Origin of the sequence: Paraburkholderia aromaticivorans, assembly GCF_012689525.1 — a bacterium.
In the GTDB taxonomy this organism is placed as follows: domain Bacteria; phylum Pseudomonadota; class Gammaproteobacteria; order Burkholderiales; family Burkholderiaceae; genus Paraburkholderia; species Paraburkholderia aromaticivorans_A.
On the sequence record NZ_CP051516.1, the window covers coordinates 3,624,105 to 3,645,257 of the forward strand.

22 protein-coding genes and 2 tRNA genes are annotated in these 21,153 nt (G+C 62.3%); 14 read left to right on the top strand and 10 right to left on the bottom strand.

The features are described from left to right. Positions 1-123 precede the first annotated feature (123 nt). From ribBA to HF916_RS44535, 4 genes are all read left to right on the top strand, one after another. Positions 124-1,260 (top strand): bifunctional 3,4-dihydroxy-2-butanone-4-phosphate synthase/GTP cyclohydrolase II, encoded by a 1,137-nt coding sequence (gene ribBA, locus HF916_RS44520; protein ID WP_168794970.1) that lies wholly within the window; start codon positions 124-126, stop codon positions 1,258-1,260. A gap of 51 nt (positions 1,261-1,311) precedes the next feature. Then, positions 1,312-1,818: a 6,7-dimethyl-8-ribityllumazine synthase gene (gene ribH / locus HF916_RS44525; RefSeq protein ID WP_006050161.1), complete on the top strand. Its 507-nt coding sequence runs from the start codon at positions 1,312-1,314 to the stop codon at positions 1,816-1,818. Beyond that, the gene (nusB, locus tag HF916_RS44530; RefSeq protein WP_012434069.1) at positions 1,815-2,249 is read left to right on the top strand and encodes a transcription antitermination factor NusB; all 435 of its coding nucleotides are present in this window, start codon (positions 1,815-1,817) and stop codon (positions 2,247-2,249) included. Before ribH ends, nusB begins: the two co-directional genes overlap by 4 nt. 147 nt (positions 2,250-2,396) lie before the next feature. Beyond that, positions 2,397-3,593, top strand: coding sequence for a pyridoxal phosphate-dependent aminotransferase (locus HF916_RS44535; protein ID WP_168794971.1), 1,197 nt, complete (start codon positions 2,397-2,399; stop codon positions 3,591-3,593). A 107-nt stretch (positions 3,594-3,700) separates the two neighbouring features. Here the strand turns inward: HF916_RS44535 and HF916_RS44540 are convergent, their stop codons facing one another. Then, positions 3,701-4,891 carry a transglycosylase SLT domain-containing protein gene (locus HF916_RS44540; RefSeq protein WP_168794972.1) on the bottom strand — a complete coding sequence of 397 codons (1,191 nt, stop codon included), beginning with the start codon at positions 4,889-4,891 and terminating at the stop codon, positions 3,701-3,703. A 607-nt stretch (positions 4,892-5,498) separates the two neighbouring features. On the opposite strand from HF916_RS44540, the gene HF916_RS44545 reads away from it, so the two are divergent. Together HF916_RS44545 and HF916_RS44550 are read left to right on the top strand one after the other, a co-directional pair. Continuing rightward, entirely contained in the window at positions 5,499-7,067 is a 1,569-nt protein-coding gene (locus HF916_RS44545) for a UbiD family decarboxylase (protein WP_168794973.1), read from the top strand. Positions 7,068-7,120: 53 nt separating this feature from the next. Further along, a complete protein-coding gene (locus HF916_RS44550) occupies positions 7,121-7,798 on the top strand; it encodes a LysE family translocator (RefSeq protein ID WP_168794974.1) in 678 nt (225 codons plus the stop codon). 97 nt (positions 7,799-7,895) lie between these two features. On the opposite strand, the gene HF916_RS44555 is transcribed toward HF916_RS44550, so the two are convergent. Both HF916_RS44555 and HF916_RS44560 read right to left on the bottom strand, forming a co-directional pair. Then, positions 7,896-8,861 carry a threo-3-hydroxy-L-aspartate ammonia-lyase gene (locus HF916_RS44555; RefSeq protein WP_168794975.1) on the bottom strand — a complete coding sequence of 322 codons (966 nt, stop codon included), beginning with the start codon at positions 8,859-8,861 and terminating at the stop codon, positions 7,896-7,898. A gap of 249 nt (positions 8,862-9,110) precedes the next feature. After that, on the bottom strand, positions 9,111-9,404 hold the full coding sequence (locus HF916_RS44560; protein ID WP_168794976.1) for a hypothetical protein: 294 nt from the start codon (positions 9,402-9,404) through the stop codon (positions 9,111-9,113). A gap of 100 nt (positions 9,405-9,504) precedes the next feature. Here HF916_RS44560 and HF916_RS44565 point away from each other — a divergent pair, with 100 nt between their 5' ends. After that, on the top strand, positions 9,505-9,714 hold the full coding sequence (locus HF916_RS44565; protein ID WP_168794977.1) for a hypothetical protein: 210 nt from the start codon (positions 9,505-9,507) through the stop codon (positions 9,712-9,714). A gap of 64 nt (positions 9,715-9,778) precedes the next feature. On the opposite strand, the gene HF916_RS50025 is transcribed toward HF916_RS44565, so the two are convergent. Beyond that, positions 9,779-9,940 (bottom strand): hypothetical protein, encoded by a 162-nt coding sequence (locus tag HF916_RS50025; protein ID WP_007180743.1) that lies wholly within the window; start codon positions 9,938-9,940, stop codon positions 9,779-9,781. A 237-nt stretch (positions 9,941-10,177) separates the two neighbouring features. Between HF916_RS50025 and HF916_RS44570 the strand changes: the two genes are divergently transcribed. The 3 genes from HF916_RS44570 (at position 10,178) to HF916_RS44580 (ending at position 12,305) form a co-directional block, all read left to right on the top strand. Next, positions 10,178-11,116 carry a Rossmann-like and DUF2520 domain-containing protein gene (locus HF916_RS44570; protein ID WP_168794978.1) on the top strand — a complete coding sequence of 313 codons (939 nt, stop codon included), beginning with the start codon at positions 10,178-10,180 and terminating at the stop codon, positions 11,114-11,116. A 77-nt stretch (positions 11,117-11,193) separates the two neighbouring features. Continuing rightward, positions 11,194-11,514 carry an EthD family reductase gene (locus HF916_RS44575; RefSeq protein WP_168794979.1) on the top strand — a complete coding sequence of 107 codons (321 nt, stop codon included), beginning with the start codon at positions 11,194-11,196 and terminating at the stop codon, positions 11,512-11,514. 227 nt (positions 11,515-11,741) lie between these two features. After that, positions 11,742-12,305 carry a YggT family protein gene (locus HF916_RS44580; protein ID WP_106313896.1) on the top strand — a complete coding sequence of 188 codons (564 nt, stop codon included), beginning with the start codon at positions 11,742-11,744 and terminating at the stop codon, positions 12,303-12,305. 82 nt (positions 12,306-12,387) lie between these two features. Here HF916_RS44580 and HF916_RS44585 read toward each other — a convergent pair whose 3' ends face one another. Together HF916_RS44585 and HF916_RS44590 are read right to left on the bottom strand one after the other, a co-directional pair. Next, a complete protein-coding gene (locus tag HF916_RS44585) occupies positions 12,388-12,636 on the bottom strand; it encodes a hypothetical protein (RefSeq protein WP_346777740.1) in 249 nt (82 codons plus the stop codon). Between the two features lie 183 nt (positions 12,637-12,819). Beyond that, positions 12,820-13,416 carry a hypothetical protein gene (locus HF916_RS44590; RefSeq protein WP_240975726.1) on the bottom strand — a complete coding sequence of 199 codons (597 nt, stop codon included), beginning with the start codon at positions 13,414-13,416 and terminating at the stop codon, positions 12,820-12,822. Positions 13,417-14,098: 682 nt separating this feature from the next. Here HF916_RS44590 and HF916_RS44595 point away from each other — a divergent pair. Next, positions 14,099-14,172: transfer RNA gene (locus HF916_RS44595), tRNA-Gly, on the top strand. Between the two features lie 652 nt (positions 14,173-14,824). Beyond that, entirely contained in the window at positions 14,825-15,607 is a 783-nt protein-coding gene (trmB, locus tag HF916_RS44600; RefSeq protein WP_168794980.1) for a tRNA (guanosine(46)-N7)-methyltransferase TrmB, read from the top strand. Positions 15,608-15,687: 80 nt separating this feature from the next. Here trmB and HF916_RS44605 read toward each other — a convergent pair whose 3' ends face one another. The 3 genes from HF916_RS44605 to HF916_RS44615 form a co-directional block, all read right to left on the bottom strand. After that, a complete protein-coding gene (locus tag HF916_RS44605) occupies positions 15,688-16,524 on the bottom strand; it encodes an undecaprenyl-diphosphate phosphatase (RefSeq protein ID WP_168794981.1) in 837 nt (278 codons plus the stop codon). 81 nt (positions 16,525-16,605) lie between these two features. Beyond that, entirely contained in the window at positions 16,606-17,199 is a 594-nt protein-coding gene (locus HF916_RS44610) for a DUF1439 domain-containing protein (protein WP_168794982.1), read from the bottom strand. Positions 17,200-17,299: 100 nt separating this feature from the next. Continuing rightward, on the bottom strand, positions 17,300-17,635 hold the full coding sequence (locus tag HF916_RS44615; protein WP_168794983.1) for a YkgJ family cysteine cluster protein: 336 nt from the start codon (positions 17,633-17,635) through the stop codon (positions 17,300-17,302). Between the two features lie 224 nt (positions 17,636-17,859). On the opposite strand from HF916_RS44615, the gene hemN reads away from it, so the two are divergent. Then, on the top strand, positions 17,860-19,245 hold the full coding sequence (gene hemN / locus HF916_RS44620; RefSeq protein ID WP_168794984.1) for an oxygen-independent coproporphyrinogen III oxidase: 1,386 nt from the start codon (positions 17,860-17,862) through the stop codon (positions 19,243-19,245). A 106-nt stretch (positions 19,246-19,351) separates the two neighbouring features. Beyond that, a tRNA-Leu gene (locus tag HF916_RS44625) sits at positions 19,352-19,436 on the top strand. Positions 19,437-19,586: 150 nt separating this feature from the next. Here the strand turns inward: HF916_RS44625 and HF916_RS44630 are convergent. Beyond that, positions 19,587-20,972, bottom strand: a complete 1,386-nt coding sequence (locus HF916_RS44630; RefSeq protein ID WP_168794985.1) for an amino acid permease — start codon at positions 20,970-20,972, stop codon at positions 19,587-19,589. Positions 20,973-21,153 lie beyond the last annotated feature (181 nt).

The window sequence follows — 21,153 nt, forward strand, 5'->3', positions numbered from 1 at the left end:
AACGAGCATAGCAACGGCGGACGGCTCATCGCCAGTCGGCCAAATGGCCTATGCCGTTCGGCGGAGGCGACTTGGGCTCGCGCGTGGCGTAAAATACGCGCTTTCTTCGAAACTCTCGCCAACATGACGCTCGCCTCCACTTTAGAGATCATTGCCGAACTGAAAGCAGGCCGGATGGTGATCCTCGTCGACGAGGAAGACCGCGAAAACGAGGGCGACCTCGTGATCGCCGCCGAATTCGTTACGCCGGAAGCGATCAACTTCATGGCCCGCTACGGCCGTGGCCTGATTTGCCTGACGCTCACGCAGGAACGCTGCAAGCTGCTGAACCTGCCGCTCATGACCTACCGCAACGGCACGCAGTACGGCACGGCGTTCACGGTCAGTATCGAAGCGGCCGAAGGCGTCACCACCGGCATTTCGGCCGCCGACCGTTCCCGAACGATCGCCACCGCGGTCGCGCCGGAAGCCAAGGCCGAGCACATCGTGCAGCCGGGCCACGTGTTCCCGATCATGGCCCAGCCCGGTGGCGTGCTGGTGCGTGCCGGCCACACCGAGGCGGGCTGCGATTTCACCGCGCTGGCCGGCCTCACGCCGGCGGCGGTGATCTGCGAAGTCATCAAGGACGACGGCACGATGGCGCGCCTGCCGGACTTGATGGAATTCGCCAAGGAACACGGTCTGAAAATCGGCACGATCGCAGATCTGATCCACTATCGCAGCCGCACCGAGTCGATCGTCGAGCGGATTTGCGAACGCACCATGCAGACCGCGCACGGCGCATTCCGCGCTGTCATGTATCTCGACCAGCCGAGCGGCCAGCCGCATATCGCGCTGGTGCGCGGCACGCCGTGCACGGATCAGGACACGCTGGTGCGCGTGCATGAACCGCTGTCGGTGCTGGATCTGCTCGAAGTCGGCGAATCGACCCATTCATGGACGCTGGACGCGGCCATGAAAGAGATTGCCGCACGCGACTGCGGCGTGATCGTCCTGCTGAACTGCGGCGACTCGAAGGACCATCTGATCGACGTTTTCAAGGCGTTCGACTCGAAAGAAAGAGCCGACGCCCTCAAACGCCGCCCGGTCGACTTCAAGACATATGGCATCGGCGCGCAGATTCTGCGTGAACTCGGTGTCGGCAGGATGCAGGTGCTGTCGAACCCGCGCAAGCTGGGCAGCATGTCGGGCTACGGTCTCGAAGTCACGGGCTTCGTGCCGATGCCGGGCGGCAAGGCACAAGCTCCGCAACAAGGCTGATCCGACCATTCACGCGCTTCGCGCCCACTCAAAACACACTACGGAATTCACATGGAAATCGGACAATACCAACCGAATCTCGACGGCGACGGACTGCGTATCGGCATCGTCCAGGCGCGCTTTAACGAACCCGTTTGCAACGGCCTCGCGGACTCCTGTATCGAAGAACTCGAACGCCTCGGCGTGACCGGCGAAGACGTGCTGCTGGTCACCGTGCCGGGTGCGCTGGAAATCCCGCTGGCGCTGCAAAAGCTCGCCGAAAGCGCGCAATTCGACGCGCTGATCGCGCTCGGCGCGGTGATTCGCGGCGAAACGTACCACTTCGAACTGGTCTCGAACGAAAGCGGCGCGGGCATCACGCGTATCGGCCTCGACTTCGGCATTCCGGTCGCGAACGCGGTGCTGACCACCGAAAACGACGAGCAAGCCGTCGCGCGCATGACCGAAAAGGGTCGTGACGCAGCGCGCGTGGCCGTCGAAATGGCGAACCTCGCCGTCGCGCTGGAACAACTCGGCGGCGACGACGAGGAAGAAGACGAAGAAGAGGAAGAGGCATGAAGAGCGCACGCCGACGCTCCCGCGAACTGGCCACGCAGGGGCTTTACCAGTGGCTGCTGTCGGGCTCGCCCGGCGGTGAAATCGACGCGCAACTGCGCGGCGCGCAAGGCTTCGACAAGGCCGACCACGAACATCTGGACGCCATTCTGCACGGCGTGATCCGCGATTCGGAAGCACTGTCCGCGGCAATCGCTCCGTGTCTCGACCGTCCAATCGAGCAGCTGTCGCCGGTTGAACGCGCCGTGCTGCTGGTGGCCGCGTTTGAACTGAAGAATCACGTCGACATTCCTTATCGCGTGGTCATCAACGAAGCGGTCGAACTCGCCAAGACGTTCGGCGGCGCGGACGGCTACAAGTACGTGAACGGCGTGCTGGACAAACTGTCGGCACAACTGCGCGTGGATGAAACGCAGGCGGCTCGCAAGCGTTGAGCGCAACGCGCATGACCGGCGGCGTGATCGTCGTCATGCACCTCGCTGAATGCGGCATAGTCGAACCGCCTGCAGGGACGCCGCTTCGCGCGTGAACGCACGCGCAAGAGGCCGTCCCGCTTTTGCTTCTGAACTGGATTTGATCGTATGAACTCCGTGACCGAACCCTTGGTGCGGCTTGCTGCACGTGTGGATGCCATCCAGCCTTTCTATGTGATGGAGCTGGCCAAGGAGGCCGCGCTTCTCGAGCGCGACGGACGCGACATCATTCATATGGGCATCGGCGAACCCGATTTCACCGCGCCCGAGCCGGTTATCGAGGCGGCCGCGAGCGCACTGCGCCGTGGCGTCACGCAATACACCAGCGCGCTCGGCCTGCACGCGCTGCGCGAAGCGATCTCGGCGCATTACGCCGACTTCTACGGCGTCAGCGTGGATCCGGCGCGGATCGTCGTTACCGCCGGCGCATCGGCCGCATTGCTGCTGGCTTGCGCGGCGCTGGTCGATCGCGACGACGAAGTGCTGATGCCCGACCCGTGCTATCCGTGCAACCGTCATTTCGTGATCGCCGCCGAAGGCAAGCCGGTGATGGTGCCTAGCGGCCCGGCCGAACGTTTCCAACTCACCGCCGCCGACGTCGAGCGTCTCTGGAACGAGCACACCCGTGGCGTGCTGCTGGCGTCGCCGTCGAATCCGACCGGTACGTCGATCGAACCGGCCGAACTGGAGCGCATCGTCAAGGCCGTGCGGGCGCGTGGCGGCTTTACCATCGTCGACGAGATCTACCAGGGGCTGAGCTACGACGCGAAGCCCGTGTCAGCGCTCTCCTTCGGCGACGACGTGATCACCGTCAACAGCTTCTCGAAGTACTTCAACATGACGGGCTGGCGCCTGGGCTGGCTGGTGGTGCCGCCCAGCATGGTCAGCGCGTTCGAAAAACTCGCGCAAAACCTGTTCATCTGCGCCTCCGCGCTCGCCCAGCATGCGGCGCTCGCCTGCTTCGAGCCGGAAACGATCGCGATCTATGAAGCGCGGCGCATGGAATTCAAACGTCGCCGCGACTTCATCGCGCCGGCGCTGAAATCGCTCGGTTTCTCCGTGCCGGTGATGCCCGACGGCGCTTTCTATGTGTACACCGATTGCCGCACGGTCGCGCATCCGGCGGCCGGCGACAGCGCGGCGCTCACCAAGGCCATGCTGCACGATGCGGGCGTGGTGCTGGTGCCGGGTATGGATTTCGGTACGCACGCGCCGAAGGAGTACATCCGGCTGTCGTACGCCACTGCCTATCCGAAGCTGGAAGAGGCCGTCGATCGGCTGGCGAAGTTCTTCGGCAAGGGTTGAGCGAAGGGCCTCGCCCTCAATCGCCAGACGAAAAAAAGGACACGCCTGATGGGTGTCCTTTTTTGTTGCCGCTCCTGCATGGAGTCGCCAGCTCTACGCTTCCAACCTCAAGCGCCCAACTCCGACGCTGATGCCACGTGCTTGGTCGCGTTGGTGCTCGCATCGTCCTGCTCGGAGGAAACCGGCGTCTTCACCGATGTCGCCGCGCTCAACTGATGACTGCCCTCGAGCGTCACCTGCACGCGCTTGCCGTTGCTGGCAGGCGCAGCCGTATTGGTCGATGCGGTCAGAACCGGCGCCTGCGGTGCGTTGATCGGCACCTTGCGGCCACGCGCCACGTCGCGCAGACGGCCACGCTCGGCCATCACCTTGGCGCCGTAGCCACCGTCGTCCGGCGAGGTCGAGCCGACGTACAGGCGTAAGCCGCCCGGCAGCGAGCCGCCGCGTGCGATGCAATCCTTCAGCACCAGCGCGCCCACCTTGATGTTCGCGACCGGTTCGAGCGCCGCGCTCTGGCCGCCGAAGTACTGGAATTTGTCCGAGTGCACCTTGGACATCACCTGCATCAGGCCTTGTGCGCCGACGCCGCTCTCGGCATACGGGTTGAAGCCCGACTCGATTGCCATCACGGACAGCAGCAGCAGCGGATCGAGACCGACTTCGCGGCCGGTATCGAACGCGGCCTTGACGAGTTCGCTGACGGGTTCCTGAGCAACGCGATAGCGCCGCGCCAGAAACGACGCAACCAGATCCTGCTCGCGGGTCGAGATCAGGACGCGGTCGTCGCGTGCGTCGGCGGAGACACGTTGCGACGGGATCAGCCGCGCCAGCGCGGTGACGCTCTGCATGGTGCGCGGGTCGAGGCCGTTCAGCGCCGCGACGCCCATGCCGGTCGAGCCGTTGGTGTCGAATGCGCCGTCAGAGCTGGGGTTGCTCGCGGAGACGCTGGTGTTGCCGTTGCTACCGTTGTTCGTGCCGCTCACGGCGTCGGGGCGGTTCGAATTGGCGGACAGCGAGTCGTCGGAGGACGCGCGTGCGGGCGGTCCGAAAGCCGGCAGCGGGTTGCCCTGCAGCAGACGGGCGGGACCGGCTTGCACAGCGGCGGAGATGACCGGCATCAACTTGGCGGCTAGCGTGCCGCGCAGGGCCGGCATCAGCCACAGTGCGACTGTCAACACCACCGCGATACCGCCGACGATGCTGAACAGGTGATGACTCATTCGCGTCCCGCGACGCAGCACACCACGCACAACTTGCGCGATACGCTCATCGGGACGCCACGATGACCAGGCGTTCATTCAGATCTCCCATGTTGCATGATCAGCGAACCCCGCCGGATGAAGAGGCGGTGAGGCACGTTCGCAGAATCAAGACATCGCGTGCTCTGTCTGGTTAGGGCAGCAGCGACGTCGGGAAAACGGCAAATACCGTTTGTGGGGAGCCATCCTGAAAGAGGACCGCGGCATGTCAAAAAAGCATGCGGGCGGTGGCTCCCACGCGAAAAACCAGCGTCAGTTCGCGCTGGCGAGAACATCAATAAAACCGTTAGATACCGTGCAGGGAGTCGGTAAGCGGTGACGCGTTGCGTCTGATGGGACCGGGGGCAGTGGTAAAAAGGTTCACGCCCTGCAACCAATGTGGACGGATTCTATGCAGGGTTTTATAGATCGTCAACACTATAGATAGGCAAATGTATAACTAATTGTAATAAAGAACAGTGTTCAGACCGTCTAAAACCGCGCGGCGCGCGCCTTTTGAGCTATCTCGATCCCTACGTCTCACCTAGGTCGTTTGGCTGAGGTACGTGCGCTTGCCAACACAGGTAAAATCGACAATCGTTCTGGCGCCGTTAAACCCTGCTGCGCCTCCCCTTTCCGCCGCTTGCGCGGCACTGAACAGCACCAGATGAAATACAAAGACCTGCGCGATTTCGTCGGCCGTCTCGAGACGATCGGTGAACTGCGCCGCATCTCACAAAACGTCTCGCCTGTCCTGGAAATGACCGAGTTGTGCGACCGCGTGCTGCGCGCCGGCGGTCCGGCTTTGCTGTTCGAGAGCAAGGCACAGCATGCGTTCCCGGTGCTCGGCAACCTGTTCGGCACGCCTCGGCGGGTCGCGCTCGGCATGGGTGTCGACGCGCAAGCCGGCGAAGGCGACGGCGCCGCGCTCGAATCGCTGCGCGACGTGGGCCGGCTGCTCTCCGCATTAAAGGAACCGGAGCCGCCGAAGGGGCTCAAGGACGCCGGCAAGCTGTTCTCGCTCGCGAAGGCGGTCTGGGACATAGCGCCCAAGACGGTAAGCGCGCCGCCCTGCCAGGAAATCGTCTGGGAAGGCAACGACGTCGACCTCGCCAGGCTGCCGATTCAGACCTGCTGGCCCGGCGATGCCGGCCCGCTGATCACATGGGGCCTGACCGTCACAAAAGGCCCGAACAAGAGCCGACAAAACTTAGGCATATATCGCCAGCAATTGATCGGACGTAACAAACTGATCATGCGATGGCTCGCGCATCGCGGCGGCGCGCTCGATTTTCGCGAGTTCGCGCTGCAGAACCCGGGCAAGCCGTATCCGGTCGCCGTCGTGCTGGGCGCCGATCCCGCGACAATCCTCGGCGCGGTGACGCCGGTGCCCGACACGCTCTCCGAATACCAGTTCGCCGGCCTCCTGCGCGGCGGCCGTACCGAACTGGCGAAGTGCATCACGCCGGGTGTCGACGGCTTGCAGGTGCCGGCGCGCGCCGAGATCGTGCTCGAAGGCTTCATCCATCCGCAGGAAGGCGCGCCTTCGCCCGCTCCTGCAGGCGCGCCGCCGCGTCCGGTCAAGGGCGCGTCGGCGGCCTATGAACATGCGCTGGAAGGCCCGTACGGCGACCACACCGGCTACTACAACGAGCAGGAGTGGTTCCCTGTCTTCACGGTCGAGCGCATCACCATGCGGCGCGACGCGATCTACCACTCCACGTACACCGGCAAACCGCCCGACGAGCCCGCCGTGCTCGGCGTCGCGCTCAACGAAGTGTTCGTGCCGCTGCTGCAAAAGCAGTTCAGCGAGATCACCGACTTCTATCTGCCGCCCGAAGGCTGCAGTTACCGCATGGCCATCGTGCAGATGAAGAAGAGCTACCCTGGCCACGCCAAACGCGTGATGTTCGGCGTGTGGAGCTTCCTGCGGCAGTTCATGTATACGAAGTTCATCGTCGTGGTCGACGAGGACGTGAATATCCGCGACTGGAAGGAAGTGATCTGGGCGATCACCACGCGCATCGATCCGGCGCGCGATACGGTGCTGGTGGATCGCACGCCGATCGACTATCTGGATTTCGCCTCGCCGGTGGCCGGACTCGGATCGAAGATGGGCCTCGACGCGACCAACAAGTGGCCCGGCGAAACCGATCGCGAATGGGGCCGCCCCATCGTGATGGACGACGCGGTCAAACAGCGCATCGACACCTTGTGGAACGAGTTGGGCCTCTGAGGCAAGCCGTACAACGAGACTGAAATAACAAAGCTAACGGAGCCGTTGCGCGGATGCATGCCTTTTCAATGATGTCGGATGGATTTTTTCTGTCGCTGTCGCTGTGTCTGGATATCGGTCTCGTGAACGTCGCCATGATTTCCCTGACGCTCTCGCATGGCTTCAAACCGGGCTTCTGGCTCGGCCTCGGTTCGTGCATCGGCGATCTGATTTATGCGGCGCTCGCGCTCGCGGGCATGGCCGCCTTGTTGCAGTTCGAATCCGTGCGCTGGGTGGTGTGGATCGGCGGCGCGGCGATCCTGCTCTTCCTGACCTGGAAGATGGCGCGTGAAGCGATGTTCCCGGCGACCGCACCGGCAGTGGCCGGCGAGGCGGACGCGAATGCGCCGCATCTGTCCGCGTGGCGCGGTTTCTTGCGCGGCGTCTTGCTAGCGGTGTCGTCGCCTTCGGCGATTTTGTGGTTCGCCGCGGTCGGCGGCGCGCTGATCGCAAAAGCGGGCGCCACGAGCGTGACGACCGCGCCGGTATTTCTCGGCGGATTCTTTCTCGGCGGTCTGTGCTGGACGATCTTCATCTGCGGACTCGGCAGCCACGGACGCAAACGCGCCGGCACAGGTTTGCTGCGCGCCTGTCACGTGCTGTCCGCGCTGCTGTTTGCGTACTTCTCGTACAGCGTGATCGTCAACGGGTATCGCGATCTGATCGTGCAAACCGCGCACGTGGCAAGCTGACGTGAAAACGGCTCGCGTTGGCGAGCCGTTTTCGATCAAGCATCAGGTATCACGCATCAGGGTTGGCAAGCGCCACAACGCCACCCGACGCGATGTATCAGGCGAGATACTGCGCGAGCTTTTCCAGGTCGACGTTACCGCCGCTCACCACCACGCCGACACGCTTGCCCTTCACCGGCACGATGCCGTTGAGCACCGCGGCCGCGGCGAGACAGCCCGTCGGCTCGACCACGATCTTCATGCGCTGCGCGAAAAAGCGCATTGTCTCGATCAGCTGCGCGTCGCTGACCGTTTCAATTTGCGCGACCAGTTTCTGGATGATTGCAAACGTGTAGTCGCCCAGATGCGTGGAGGCGGCGCCGTCGGCGATCGTGCGCGGCGTGTCGATATGCACGATCTCGCCGCGCGCCAGCGATTGCTGGCCGTCGTTGCCCGCCTCCGGCTCGATGCCGATCACCGTGCACGCCGGGCTCAAGGCCGCTGCGGACAACGCGCTGCCGCTGATCAATCCACCGCCGCCGAGGCATACGAACAGCATGTCGAGCGGGCCGGTTTCCTCGATCAACTCCTTCACCGCCGTGCCCTGCCCGGCGATCACATGCGGATGATCGTACGGCGGAATCAGCGTCATGCCGCGCTCTTCGGCGAGCCGCCGGCCGATCTCTTCGCGGTTCTCCGTGTAGCGGTCGTAGGTGATCACTTCACCGCCGTAGCCCTTGGTTGCCGCGACTTTGGCCGCGGGTGCGTCCTGCGGCATGACGATCGTCGCGTGGATGCAAGCCAGGCGGGCCGACAAGGCGATCGCCTGGGCGTGGTTACCCGACGAATACGTCAGCACGCCGGCTTTGCGCTGCTCCGCGTCGAAATGCGAGATCGCGTTATAAGCGCCACGAAATTTGAAGGCGCCCATGCGCTGAAAATTTTCGCACTTGAAGAACACCGACGCCCCGGTGCGCTCGTTGAACGTGCTCGAGGTTAGAACGGGAGTGCGATGGGCGACGCCGTCAAGACGCGCAGCGGCGTCGAGTACGTCGTCGAAAGTGGGAGCGGGAAGCGCTTGCATCGGCGAAACTCTCCAGAGCGGTGGCGAAACAGCCATTCTCCCAGCTTCGTCCCAGGTTTGGAACGTCAGGCGTGAAGTGAGCTTCGGTGGCAACTCTTCGCCTCGACCCGGCGCTCTTGCCAATTCAGACCGTCATTCCGACGATAGTCCCAAACTGGCTGCATAAAAAGCCGCCAACAAATACAAACGGCGTAACCCGGCGATCAAGCCGGCTTTACGCCGTCAATAAAATAGCGCTACGTGCCGCGATTAGCGGCGATAGTAACCGTGACCGTAATAACCGCGGTAATAGCCGTGATGATAGTAAGGACGTCCGTAGCCACCGTAATACCCGCCTACCACGACTGGCGCCGGTGCATAAACGACCGGCGGCGCATAAACCGGCTGCGGCGCATAGTAAACCGGCGGCGGCGCGGCATAAACCGGGTAAGCCGGCGCAATCGGAACCCCGATACCGATACCGACGGAAACGTGCGCCTGAGCGGCACCGGCGAGTCCCAAGCCGAGTGCTGCGGCAACGACAAACGGAACGATCTTTTTCACTTTTATTCTCCTAGCGCGGCCCACCAAGGTCGCCGACTTCGCATGCCCTGCATGCCATGAAATCAATGTATCGAAAAAGACCACGCCTATCTGTTCGCATTTGTTGCAAATTGCAATTGGCGCCAAAAGTCCGCAATTTCCGCAGACGCCACAAGCAGCCAATGGGCTTCGTAATGCGCTGAAAAATCAGGGATTGCGCCTGTCCGAACCCACAGCGATCAGCCGCAATGCCCGCTTTACGGCTTGGAGCATTCACTTGACGGTAATCTTTGATTACAAATTAGCTTCAATCCTGACGGCATCCAATTGAGCCCCAAAATGAAAAATGCCCGGCTGATGGGCCGGGCATTTCCTTACCTGCGAGGGCCGCTACGTCAGCCGACCTTCACATACGCGAACTCGCGGGATACGCTTGGCGGGACATAGGCGCCACTGATCCGCACGCGCGGCGTCAGGCGCTTTTTCTGGTCCCACCAGCGACGGCGCTGTGCATGCGTCAGGAACCGCAAGTGCTTTCGGTAAGAAAAAATATTCATCGTGAACCTCCCGAATCTGACTGCGAGACGAAATACCCAGAACAGCAACTGCCAAACCGGCTCTGAAGAATTGTGAGCAGTTTTCTAGCCCGTGGGGCGCACGCCGCCGGATGACCGGCTGGGCGCGCCATATCGCAGGCGCACTGACCAAGGGAAAGCCGACGTCCAGCCGCGCCGCGTGCGTGGCGGATGCGCGATACTTCTGCTTTTCCAATGTTCCGTCTGGAGCAGGCACCCATGTCCCAGTCCTCTCTGCCGCGCCTCGGCTTTATCGGTGCGGGCCGGCTCGCGCGTTGTCTCGCGCTGAGCTTTTCACGCGCCGGCTATCCGGTCACGGCGGTGGCAAGCCGCTCGGCAACTTCCGCCGGCAGGCTTGCCAGTCAAATCGAGCATTGCGCGGCATTCGAGGACCCACAACAGGTTGTCGACGCCGCCGATATCGTCTTTTTAGCTGTTCCCGATGACAGCATCGGTACGTCAGCGCACACACTCCGGTTCATCCCGGGCGACGCGGCCGGCGCGCACGGCAAGGCGCTCGTGCACTGCAGCGGGGCTTCGCCGGTCGAATTGCTCGCCTCGGCACGCGACCAGGGCGCCTCGATCGGCGGTTTTCATCCACTGTACCTCTTTAGCGGCGAACTCGCCGATCTCGAGCGCATCGCCGGTTGCTCGGTGACGATCGAGGCCGACGGCGCACTGAAGGACACGCTGACAGCGCTCGCCGTCGCGCTGCGCTGCCATCCGCTGTCGATTCCGGCGGGCGGTCGCATGCTCTATCATGCCGCCGCGCACTACGCCGCCAGCTTCGCGCTGTGCAGCCTCGCGGAATGCGTCGCGCTGTGGCGCACGCTGGGCTTTGCCGAAGACGACGCGCTGCGAGCGCTGCTGCCGATGCTTTCCGGCACCATCGAAACCGCCCGCGACAAGGGTTTGCCCAACGCGCTCGCGGGCCCGGTATCGCGCGGCGACACGAGCGTGGTTCAGAAACAACTGGCGTTGCTGGAAGGCCTCGGCGGCGACCACGCCGCGCTCTACGGGCTGCTGTCGCGGCGCGCGGTCGGACTGGCCGAACGCCGCGCCACGCCGCCCGCCGCGATCGACGCCATCTCCGAGGTCGTGGAAGAATCGCTCAACCGGTCGCTGAATCAGGCCGCGGCAGGTGCAAGCGTCAAGTAAGCCGTGATAATGTGACGTCCGGCGCCGCGCGCAATCCGCCAGCGCCGCGCATCGGGACCAACAGACGAGAACTCACAATGATCAAGGTCAGCATCCTCTATCCGTACCGGGAAAACGGCCACTTCGACGTGGACTATTACTGCGTCACGCATATGCCGCTCGCGGCGAAGCTGTTCGGGCCGTCGCTGAAGGGCTGGTCGGTCGACGTCGGCATCAATGCCGGCCCGCCAGGAACGCCGCCGCAGTACGTCGCCGCGGGCCATTTCCTGTTCGACAGCGCGGACGACTTCTACAAAGTCTTCAAACCGGCTTCCGAGCAATTGATGGCCGACATTCCCAACTACACGGACGGTGGCAACGGCACGATTCTGATCAGCGAGATCAAGATTTCCGTGTGATGCCCCGCGGAAGCGGGACGAATCGCGGCCTTTAATACAGTAAGCCGTTGATCGTGACCCGCAAACCGTGGCATCGCAACACCACGCGGCCGCTTCAAACGACGCGTAACGCGCCCGAGTGCGGAAAGGGCGCAAGAAATTCAAATGAAACCGCCGGCGCACCGTTCGGAGAGCGCCGGCACCCTGCGGCCGGTCGGCGGCCGTCATCCGAAGGATAAGGACACGAGATGTTTGGCGATATCGCCCGTTTTCTGCTCAATACCGTCTTCACGCTGTTCGGCGCGGCCCTGTTGTTGCGCGCATGGCTGCAGGTCGTGCGCATGCCGCCCTACAACCCCGTCACGAACGCGGTGCTGCAAGTCACCAACTGGATCGTGCTGCCGCTGCGGCATATCTTGCCGAGCACGCGCAAGATCGATTGGGCGAGCCTGGTCGCGGCCCTGCTAGCGGCCATCGTGTACGTGGTGCTGATGGTGGTGCTGACCGGCGCCGATCCGCTCACGCTGTTGCCGACGCTGCTGATCGTCGCGGTGCTGACGCTGATCAAGTGGGCGCTGAATCTGATCATCTGGTTGACGATCCTGATGGCGCTGCTGTCGTGGCTCAATCCACGTTCGCCGGCCATGCCGATCCTGTATCAGCTCACGGCGCCGTTTCTGAATCCGCTGCGCCGCGTGGTGCCGCAACTCGGCGGCATCGACCTCTCGCCGATCCTGCTATTCGTGATCGTGCAGGTGCTGTTGATGGTGGTTACCCGCGCGGCCGTTCAACTGACTTACTTCGTGATCTGAACGCACAGGTAGCGAACATTCAGAAGCCGCCGCCTATCAAAAAGGCGGCGGCTTTGTTTCATGCGTCGCTTATTGCTTCCGCTTATTGCTTGGTCAACTGCCCGTAGGCGACCGTCGTGTTGGTCGCTGTCTTGATCATGAAGAAAATCGTGCGGACATACAGGTTGCTGCCCGTGATCGGCAGGAACGTAATCGCGGCATTGCCCGAATACGTCGCGCCCGATTTCAACGTGCAGGATGCGGTCGTGCCGGTCACGTTCAACGTGTAGAGATTCTTGCTGGACGACGGCGTGGCGAGCAGCAACGTGCCGGAGACCGGGCAGCTGCTCAATGTGCCGCTTAGCGTGCCGTCGCTTGCAATCGTCAGCGACGAACCGAGGCTGTGTCAAAACTCGAAATTACCCGGTTTTCGGGTGTCGCTTTACCCTTGCCGACGTGCCGCGAAGCCGATACAGAGCGTTCTGGTGGGTCGATTTTCGCGCTCGATGTCAAAGTCGCACGTTTTGACACAGCCTCAACCGGTTTCCGCCCACGTGCCCGCGACGCTCGACTGCGTGACAGCGAGCGCATTCGCCGCGTCGTAGTTCCAGGACAGGTTCACCGTGGTGCCGTTCTCGACGTAGCTGCCCGTGAACGTCTGGTTATTGACGAACGAGCCCGAGCCGGAGGTCGTCGGAAAATAGACGTTGCCGATGAATGCCGCACCCGAGCTGAGCGTCCAGTTCGGCGCGGTGGCCGCGATGACGCCGAAGAACTCCGACAAGCCGAAGCCGCTTACCGTATTCAGGTAGGAGATGTTGCCCTGCGGATCGACGAGCGCCGTGGTCTTGTCGACGCCGGACTGGCTAGTCCATACCCCTTCTACGCCGTTGCCCGCGGCCGCAGCCGAACCGCTCTGCGGACTGGACAGACTCGGCAGTTGCTCGCCGCTGAGTGCGGGCGAAGAAGCCGGAGCCGGCGCGCTTGCGGGACCGGGAGCACTTGCCACTGCCGGCGCCGAAGCGCTGCCGGCCGAAGGCGTCGCCGCCGAATTGCCCCCGTCGCCACCGCCGCACGCTGCCAGAGCGAGCGAAGCGAGCAGGGATAACGTCAATTTAGCTTTAATTTTCATATCCATTTTTTTTTTGGCGAGTGGGCAGCCAATCAGATTGGCTGTGTCACGCCGTTGGTCGTTTTCATTTCGATGTTTGCCGCCAGCGCCGATTCGTTGAATCATTCCAAAAATCCACTTGACAGAATCAAATCGAATGAATTCTTGTAACATTTGGAAAGGACGCTAAAGAAGTAAACGGCGGCATCCCGACAAGCTTTAATATTTATTTGAATTTTTAGAGAGCCCGCTCAGTCAATGCATGATGAAATATCATGCATAACGAATTAAAAATCGAAGCAGACCGCGCGTATCTATTTGATTGGTCTTGTAATTATATGGGCTTATGGCTGCATTCAATTTCCGCGATCTGATTGGGCAGTCGAAGCGTTAATCGGCTAGTTCCGCGCTGCGCGCGGTAGCGGACGGTGCCTGCCTCAATCTACTCAGCTGTGGCGCCCGACAATGACGACGCCACTTCAGTCGTGTGAGGTAGAACTCGCAAGGGAGATAGCCGACCGAATGGGCGAGAGCACGCAACGAATCGCTGAATACGGCTGGCCTGGTGCGGTGAGCCGGTGCGTCGCGGCGCGGAACACCGGACGCTTCCCGTCAGCGCTCCCGCGGCGAGCACACATTCAGACGGGCCGCGAACGTCCACGTTTGCCAAATCGCGTGAAACCCGCGTAGAATAGCGTGCTCTGCGGGCGTCGTATAATGGCAATACCCTAGCTTCCCAAGCTAGAGCCGTGGGTTCGATTCCCATCGCCCGCTCCAGATACTTTCTAGTCAGCTCGTGAGCAACCGGGCAGATTCGCGAAAGGATCTGACTTCATCGTTCTTCTGGCCCCTGCCCGTAAAAGCTTTTCCTGATCGTCAAATCCGGCAATCGATTCGCTTGCTCAAACCGCGCCGAAAAATGTCGCATAGGGACGTCGCCGCGAATGGCATCTCGTAACGAAGTGCGTGCCATCCGTAGTTAGAACGGCAGTATGACCGTTGGCGACGATGCGCATATTCGCTGAGATCGTTACTCGCCCAGATAATCGCCCCAGGAAAATACCTTACAAAACGATTAAATCAATTGTGCGGGCACCTGCGTTATTCAAATGTAATATTCTCACCCACATCCATACTCCCCGCCATCCCCAGTCCGTCTGGACGCGCCCTTTTCGGTTGTGCTACCTTACGCGCACTTGCAATGCCCGCTCCACTTTCCTGCTGACGCCTTCAGCAGAATCCAGCACGAGCCGCCTCCATGAAGGCGGCTTTTTTGTCATAGCGGCGGCCTGGCGCAGCGACCCGTCAACCTCGCGCTCACCAGCCGTGCCTGTCGGAGTTCGCGCTTCAAACCGCGCAAGCCTCGACAGGCACCGTGCAGCACGCCGGGCACGCCGCGAAGCCCTTCACCCTTGTAGCAGCATCGACGATGATCCACGATCCTAACGACGCCGGCCTGCCGGACGACCTCCCGACGCCCTCCAGCCAAACCGAACACCAGTCCGCCGCCGACGACGACGCGCCGCAAGAAGCCCTGCATCGGCGGCGCATCCGCAGCTTCGTCACGCGCGCCGGCCGCGTCTCAACCGGCCAGCGCCGCGCCATGGACGAACTCGGCCCGCGCTTCGTGGTGCCCTTCGTGCCGCAACAACCCGACTGGAACAGCGTATTCAGCCGGGAGGCGCCACGCGTGCTGGAAATCGGCTTCGGCATGGGGGCGACCACCGCCGAAATCGCCTCACACCGTGCCGGCGACGATTTTCTCGGCGTCGAAGTACACGAACCGGGCGTCGGCGCGCTGCTGAAATTGATGGGTGAACAGAACCTGTCGAACATCCGCATCATTCAGCACGACGCGGTCGAGGTGCTCGAACAGATGATCGCGCCGGATAGCCTCGACGGCGTGCACATCTTCTTTCCGGACCCGTGGCACAAGGCGCGCCACCACAAGCGCCGGCTGATCCAGCCGAAGTTTGTCGCGCTGCTCGTATCGCGCCTGAAACCCGGCGCGTATCTGCATTGCGCGACGGACTGGCAGAATTACGCCGAACAGATGCTCGAAGTACTGGGCGCCGACCCAGCGCTGGAAAATACCGCCGACGGCTATGTGCCGCGTCCGGAGTACCGTCCTGTAACGAAGTTCGAGCGTCGTGGGTTGCGGCTCGGACACGGCGTGTGGGATCTCGTCTTCCGCAAACGCGGCGCTGCATAAACGCGCAGCGAGATTGCCACGCAACAAAAAAGGTCCGCAAATGCGGACCTTTTCTCATGGCTCAAGCGAAACGCAAGCGCTCAATCCGCCCAGCTCAACGCGCCGCTATAACCAACCAGCAAAATCAGCAGCCCGAAGCCGATGCGATACCACGCAAACGCCGTGAAATCGTGCGCGGCGATATAGCGCAACAACCAGCGCACGCAAGCAAAAGCACTGACGAAAGCCGCCACGAAACCGACCGCGAAGGTGCCGAGCGCGTCGACGGAAAGCAGGTGCCAGTCTTTGTACAACTCGTAAGCGGTCGCGCCGAAAATGATCGGAATCGCGAGGAAGAAGGAAAACTCCGTGGCGACGCGCCGGTCGAGGCCGAACAGCATCCCGCCGATGATCGTCGAGCCCGAGCGCGACATACCCGGAATCAGCGCGAAACATTGCGCGAGGCCGACTTTCAGCGCGTCCAGCGCGCTCAGGTCGTCCACGCTTTGCACGCGCGCTTCCGTCTTGCCTTGCGCGCGCTGACGCGCCTCCGCCCACAGGATCACGACGCCGCCCGCCACCAGCGCGAACGCAACCGGCACCGGCGAGAACAGCGCCGCTTTGATCGATTTCTCGAATAGCAAGCCGAGCACGATCGCCGGAATTGTGGCGATGATCACGTTCAGCGTGAAGCGGCGCGCATCCGGCCGGCTCGGCAAACCGGACGCCACACTGCCGATGCGGCGGCGGAATTCCCAGCACACGGCGAGAATCGCGCCGAGCTGGATCACGACATCGAAGGTTTTCGCGTGCTCATCGGTAAAGTTCAGCAGACTGCCCGCGACGATCAAATGCCCGGTGCTGGACACGGGCAAAAACTCCGTCAATCCCTCGACGACGCCCAGAATCAGCGCCTTGCAAGCCAATAGCCAGTCCATCCGTGACCCTCATCGCTGTAGATAGTAGGAACGAACAGGGCCAGCACGGAAAGCGCGCGGCCCTGCCGGCCGCGCGCCGCGTCATTTTTCGACGATTTGCACGCGTATGCCGTTTGTAAGGATGGTGATTGTACCGGGTTCGTAATTCACTCCGGCAAATTGCAGTTGTTCGGGCTTGAAGGTGTAGATGGGATAGTTGGTCAGCAACTGCGTGGCGAGCACCGCCGCCGCCGCATTGATCTGCTGCGTATAGGCCTGGGCCTGCCCGCTCACGCTGACGTTGTCGACGTTCGGCGCCTTGAGCACGACCGATTTGCTGGCGGCGTCGTAGGCTAATTCGCTCGACAGCGTGAACACGCCGTCCACCGGCTGCGGCATGAAGGGGCTCACGAGACGCGCGTCGAGCTTCACCGAGACGCGGTTCGCGTCCGGCAGCAAACCGACCACGGGGTGAGTCAGCGCGACCTCGAACACTTGGGAGACCGTGCGCTGATACGGGAATTTGCGCTGCACCGCGTCCTGCACCTGCTGCTGCGAGAACGTGTAATGCGAGGGGATGAACGGAAAAGTCGAGGTTGCGCAGGCCGAGAGCGAAACGGTAATGCCGAGCGCGCTACAGCCTGTCAGCGCGGCAAGCATGAAGCGGCGCCGGGCCGGCGCAGCGGGTCGAGTCATGCGAAATCTCCTGTGGAAACCTGTTCGGGCATGCGATTGCGGTGTTCGTTTTCGGCTCGTGGTTTGTAAATTGCGCTTGGCGGCGATTCGTTTGCGCGCGTTAAGGACGAGCCACCGGTTGTGCGTGCGGTTGAGTTTGCGTCTCAAGCTGCGTAAGCCACGCGAGCGCCTCGCCGCGGTTCGTGCCGCACATTTCCATCTGCGGTTGCAGACCGGAACAGCATGCCGGCCGCTCAGGCTGACCGAAGATCGCGCAGCGCAGATCGTCGCCGAGCTGCGCGCAGCGCACGCCCGCCGGCTTGCCGTTCGGCATGCCCGGAATGGGACTCGAAATCGACGGCGCAATACAACACGCGCCGCAATCGGGGCGGCACGCGTGACCGGCCACGTGGAACGGAGACTCGGGCTTCACGGCGCTATTCGGCACATCACTCACGACATTTTTCCTGAACCCGAAAACGGGCAATGCACTATCAGACCCGCATTGTGCCACCGCATTCCATGCGACCTTTTTACGCAATCGGGCGAATACCCGCTCACGTAAACTCGAAGGATCTTAAAGGCCATGCTCAAGAGGCGTCCGCGCTGTTCGATCCCGTCGCGCGAACCGCGGCGGTCCGCCTCTTCCTCGATGGCCACCAGCCAGCCCTTGAGTCCCTCATGTCCATCGCCAGCACGCTGTTCCGCCCTGACCTGCTCGCCAAATACAGTGCGAACGGCCCACGGTATACGTCCTATCCGACCGCCCTGCAGTTCCGCGACGACTTCGATCCCGCCGACTATTTACGCGCCGCCGCCGACCCAGGCGCGTCGGCCACGGATCTCTCGCTGTACTTCCACATTCCCTTTTGCGACACCGTGTGTTTCTACTGCGGCTGCAACAAGGTCGCCACCAAAAATCGCACCCATGCGCGTCCGTACCTCGATCGGTTGAAGCGCGAAATGGCGTTGCAGGCGACCTGTTTCGACACGCGGCGTCCGGTATCGCAATTGCATTGGGGCGGCGGCACGCCGACTTTTCTGTCGCACGACGAAACGGCCGAGCTGATGGCCGTCACGCGCGAGCACTTCACGCTGCTGCCCGACACCGAAGCCGAATATTCAATCGAAGTCGATCCGCGCGAGGCGTCGCCCGATACCATCGCGCATCTGCGTAAGCTGGGTTTCAATCGGCTGAGCCTCGGCGTGCAGGACTTCGATCCGGTCGTGCAGCAGGCGATCAACCGCATTCTGCCGCTCGAGATGACCTCGTCGGTCATGCAGGCCGCGCGCGACACCGGCTTTCACTCGATCGGTGTCGACCTGATTTACGGGCTGCCGCATCAAACGGTCGAGAGCTTCAGTCGCACGCTCGACACGATGCTCGCGCTCGCGCCCGATCGTCTCTCCGTATTCGCCTATGCGCACATGCCGCAGCTCTTCAAGATGCAACGTCAGATGGACCCCGCCACGCTGCCTTCACCTGAAGTGCGACTCGCGATCCTGCAGCGCGTGGTCGAACGTCTGACGGGCGCGGGCTATGTGTACATCGGCATGGATCACTTCGCGCTGCCCACTGACGAACTCGCGCGCGCGCAAGCGAAGCGCACCTTGCACCGCAATTTCCAGGGCTACAGCACACGGGCGGAATGCGATCTGATCGGCTTCGGCGCATCGTCGATCGGCAAGGTCGGCGACGTGTACGCGCAGAACGTCAAGGATCTGCCGGGCTATGCCGCGACGATCGATGCGGGCACGCTCGCCATCGCACGCGGCGTACGCCTCACCGCCGATGACCGTCTGCGCCGCGACGTGATCACGCAACTGATGTGCAACCTCGAATTGCGCTTCGACGAATTCGAAGCGGCTTACGGCATCCGCTTCGCCGAGACGTTCGAGCCGGAGCTGAAGCGTTTGCGCGGCTTCGAGCAGGACGGGCTGGTGTCGCTCGAAGTGGGCAAGCTCGAAGTGCGGATGGCCGGACGTATGCTCGTGCGCAACATCGCGATGGTGTTCGACCGGTATCTCGGCCAGCAGACACTCGAACGATTTTCCCGTACGGTTTGAAGACCTTGCGGCGGGTGAAAGCAACTGGCTTGCCCGTCGTCGAATTTTCGGCCATAATCTGCGTCTTCGCCGCGCGCCAGCTTCTGACGCGTGCGCTGCAAGACCTGCCCAGGTGGTGAAATTGGTAGACGCAGGGGACTCAAAATCCCCCGCCGCAAGGCGTGCCGGTTCGATTCCGGCCCTGGGCACCAAAGATTTCGAATGACCGCTGTTTCAGTATTTCCTCAAACCCCGCCAGCACGTGCTGCTCGCGGGGTTTGTCGTTTCTGGCCTACCTGAAAACCTCAACGGTCTTTAACGGCGTGAGCGCGAACGTCGCCCCTCACGCCATTCGAGACGCCTTACCGCCCCGCCACCCGCGCCCCACCCTGCACAGCCGCGCGCCGACGCTTGAACACATACCCGGCCCACATCACCACCAGCCACGCCGGCACCAGCCACACCGAAACCGACAGCCCTGGCGTCATCGCCAGAATCACGAGGATCAGCGCCATGAACGCGAGGCAGATCCAGTTGCTGACCGGGAACCAGAACGACTTGAACACGAGCGTCTCGCCCGCCGCGACCATCGCCTTGCGCGACTTGAGATGCGTCAGGCTGATCAGCGCCCAGTTCAGCACCAGCGCGGCCACCACCAGCGCCATCAGCAAACCAAGCGCTTCGGCCGGAATCAGGTAGTTGACGATCACACACGTGAACGTCGCGAGCGCCGACAAACCAATCGCCATGTACGGCACGCCGCGCCGGTCGACCTTCATCAGCGCACGCGGCGCATTGCCCTGCTCCGCGAGGCCGTACAGCATGCGGCTATTCGCATACACGCCGCTGTTGTACACCGACAGCGCGGCGGTCAACACCACCACGTTGAGGACGTTCGCGGTCAGCGTCGAACCGATCTGCGAGAAGATCATCACGAACGGACTGCCGCCGGCCGCCACTTCATTCCACGGGTACAACGACAGCAGCACCGCCAGCGAGCAGATGTAGAAAATCAGAATCCGGTAGATCACCTGATTCACGGCCTTCGGAATGCTCTTTTGCGGTTGGTCGGCTTCTGCCGCCGTAATGCCGATCAGCTCCAGCCCGCCGAATGAAAACATGATGACCGCGAGCATCGTGAACAGGCCGTGGAACCCGTGCGGGAAAAAGCCGCCGTGGGCCCAGAGGTTGGTGATCGAGGCTTGCGGGCCGCCGTGGCCGCTGATCAGCAGATAGCCGCCGAACACGATCATGCCGATCACCGCCACGACCTTGATGATCGCGAACCAGAACTCGGTTTCGCCGTAGGCCTTGACGTTGGCGAGATTGATCGCGTTGATGCCGGCGAAACACACCAGCGCCGACACCCACGTCGGCACGCCGGGCCACCAGTAGTGGACATAGGTGCCGACGGCGGTCAACTCGGCCATACTCACGAGCACGTACAGCACCCAGTAGTTCCAGCCGGACAGAAAACCGGGAAAGTCGCCCCAATACTTATACGCGAAGTGGCTGAACGACCCGGCCACCGGCTCCTGCGCTACCATTTCGCCCAATTGCCGCATGATCATGAAGGCGATGACGCCGCCGATCGCGTAGCCGAGAATCATCGACGGTCCGGCTGCCTGCAACACGCTGGCGGAGCCGAGAAACAAGCCGGTGCCAATCGCGCCGCCCAGCGCGATGAGCTGGATATGCCGATTCTTGAGCCCGCGCTTCAGGCCGTCTTGCTGCTGTGCACTATTCAACGTTGCGCCCCAGTGTATGGATATCGATCACCCGATCGGACTTGTGGTCCGGCCCGGCAGAACCTGAAATTTTACCGTGGCCGATATTAGCTAGATACTGGGAGCAACCCGCGCTTGGTTCTGCGCCGCACTTAACGGCGAGGATAGTGATTGTCACTGGCGCAGGGCTTCTGTATGTTGC

Bases quoted from the DNA above. Each gene is read 5' to 3' on its own strand.
- ribBA (WP_168794970.1), top strand. From the start codon at position 124: ATGACGCTCGCCTCCACTTTAGAGATCATTGCCGAACTGAAAGCAGGC.
- ribH (WP_006050161.1), top strand. From the start codon at position 1,312: ATGGAAATCGGACAATACCAACCGAATCTCGACGGCGACGGACTGCGT.
- nusB (WP_012434069.1), top strand. From the start codon at position 1,815: ATGAAGAGCGCACGCCGACGCTCCCGCGAACTGGCCACGCAGGGGCTT.
- HF916_RS44535 (WP_168794971.1), top strand. From the start codon at position 2,397: ATGAACTCCGTGACCGAACCCTTGGTGCGGCTTGCTGCACGTGTGGAT.
- HF916_RS44540 (WP_168794972.1), bottom strand. From the start codon at position 4,891: ATGAACGCCTGGTCATCGTGGCGTCCCGATGAGCGTATCGCGCAAGTT.
- HF916_RS44545 (WP_168794973.1), top strand. From the start codon at position 5,499: ATGAAATACAAAGACCTGCGCGATTTCGTCGGCCGTCTCGAGACGATC.
- HF916_RS44550 (WP_168794974.1), top strand. From the start codon at position 7,121: ATGCATGCCTTTTCAATGATGTCGGATGGATTTTTTCTGTCGCTGTCG.
- HF916_RS44555 (WP_168794975.1), bottom strand. From the start codon at position 8,861: ATGCAAGCGCTTCCCGCTCCCACTTTCGACGACGTACTCGACGCCGCT.
- HF916_RS50025 (WP_007180743.1), bottom strand. From the start codon at position 9,940: ATGAATATTTTTTCTTACCGAAAGCACTTGCGGTTCCTGACGCATGCA.
- HF916_RS44570 (WP_168794978.1), top strand. From the start codon at position 10,178: ATGTCCCAGTCCTCTCTGCCGCGCCTCGGCTTTATCGGTGCGGGCCGG.
- HF916_RS44575 (WP_168794979.1), top strand. From the start codon at position 11,194: ATGATCAAGGTCAGCATCCTCTATCCGTACCGGGAAAACGGCCACTTC.
- HF916_RS44580 (WP_106313896.1), top strand. From the start codon at position 11,742: ATGTTTGGCGATATCGCCCGTTTTCTGCTCAATACCGTCTTCACGCTG.
- HF916_RS44590 (WP_240975726.1), bottom strand. From the start codon at position 13,416: ATGAAAATTAAAGCTAAATTGACGTTATCCCTGCTCGCTTCGCTCGCT.
- trmB (WP_168794980.1), top strand. From the start codon at position 14,825: ATGATCCACGATCCTAACGACGCCGGCCTGCCGGACGACCTCCCGACG.
- HF916_RS44605 (WP_168794981.1), bottom strand. From the start codon at position 16,524: ATGGACTGGCTATTGGCTTGCAAGGCGCTGATTCTGGGCGTCGTCGAG.
- HF916_RS44610 (WP_168794982.1), bottom strand. From the start codon at position 17,199: ATGACTCGACCCGCTGCGCCGGCCCGGCGCCGCTTCATGCTTGCCGCG.
- hemN (WP_168794984.1), top strand. From the start codon at position 17,860: ATGTCCATCGCCAGCACGCTGTTCCGCCCTGACCTGCTCGCCAAATAC.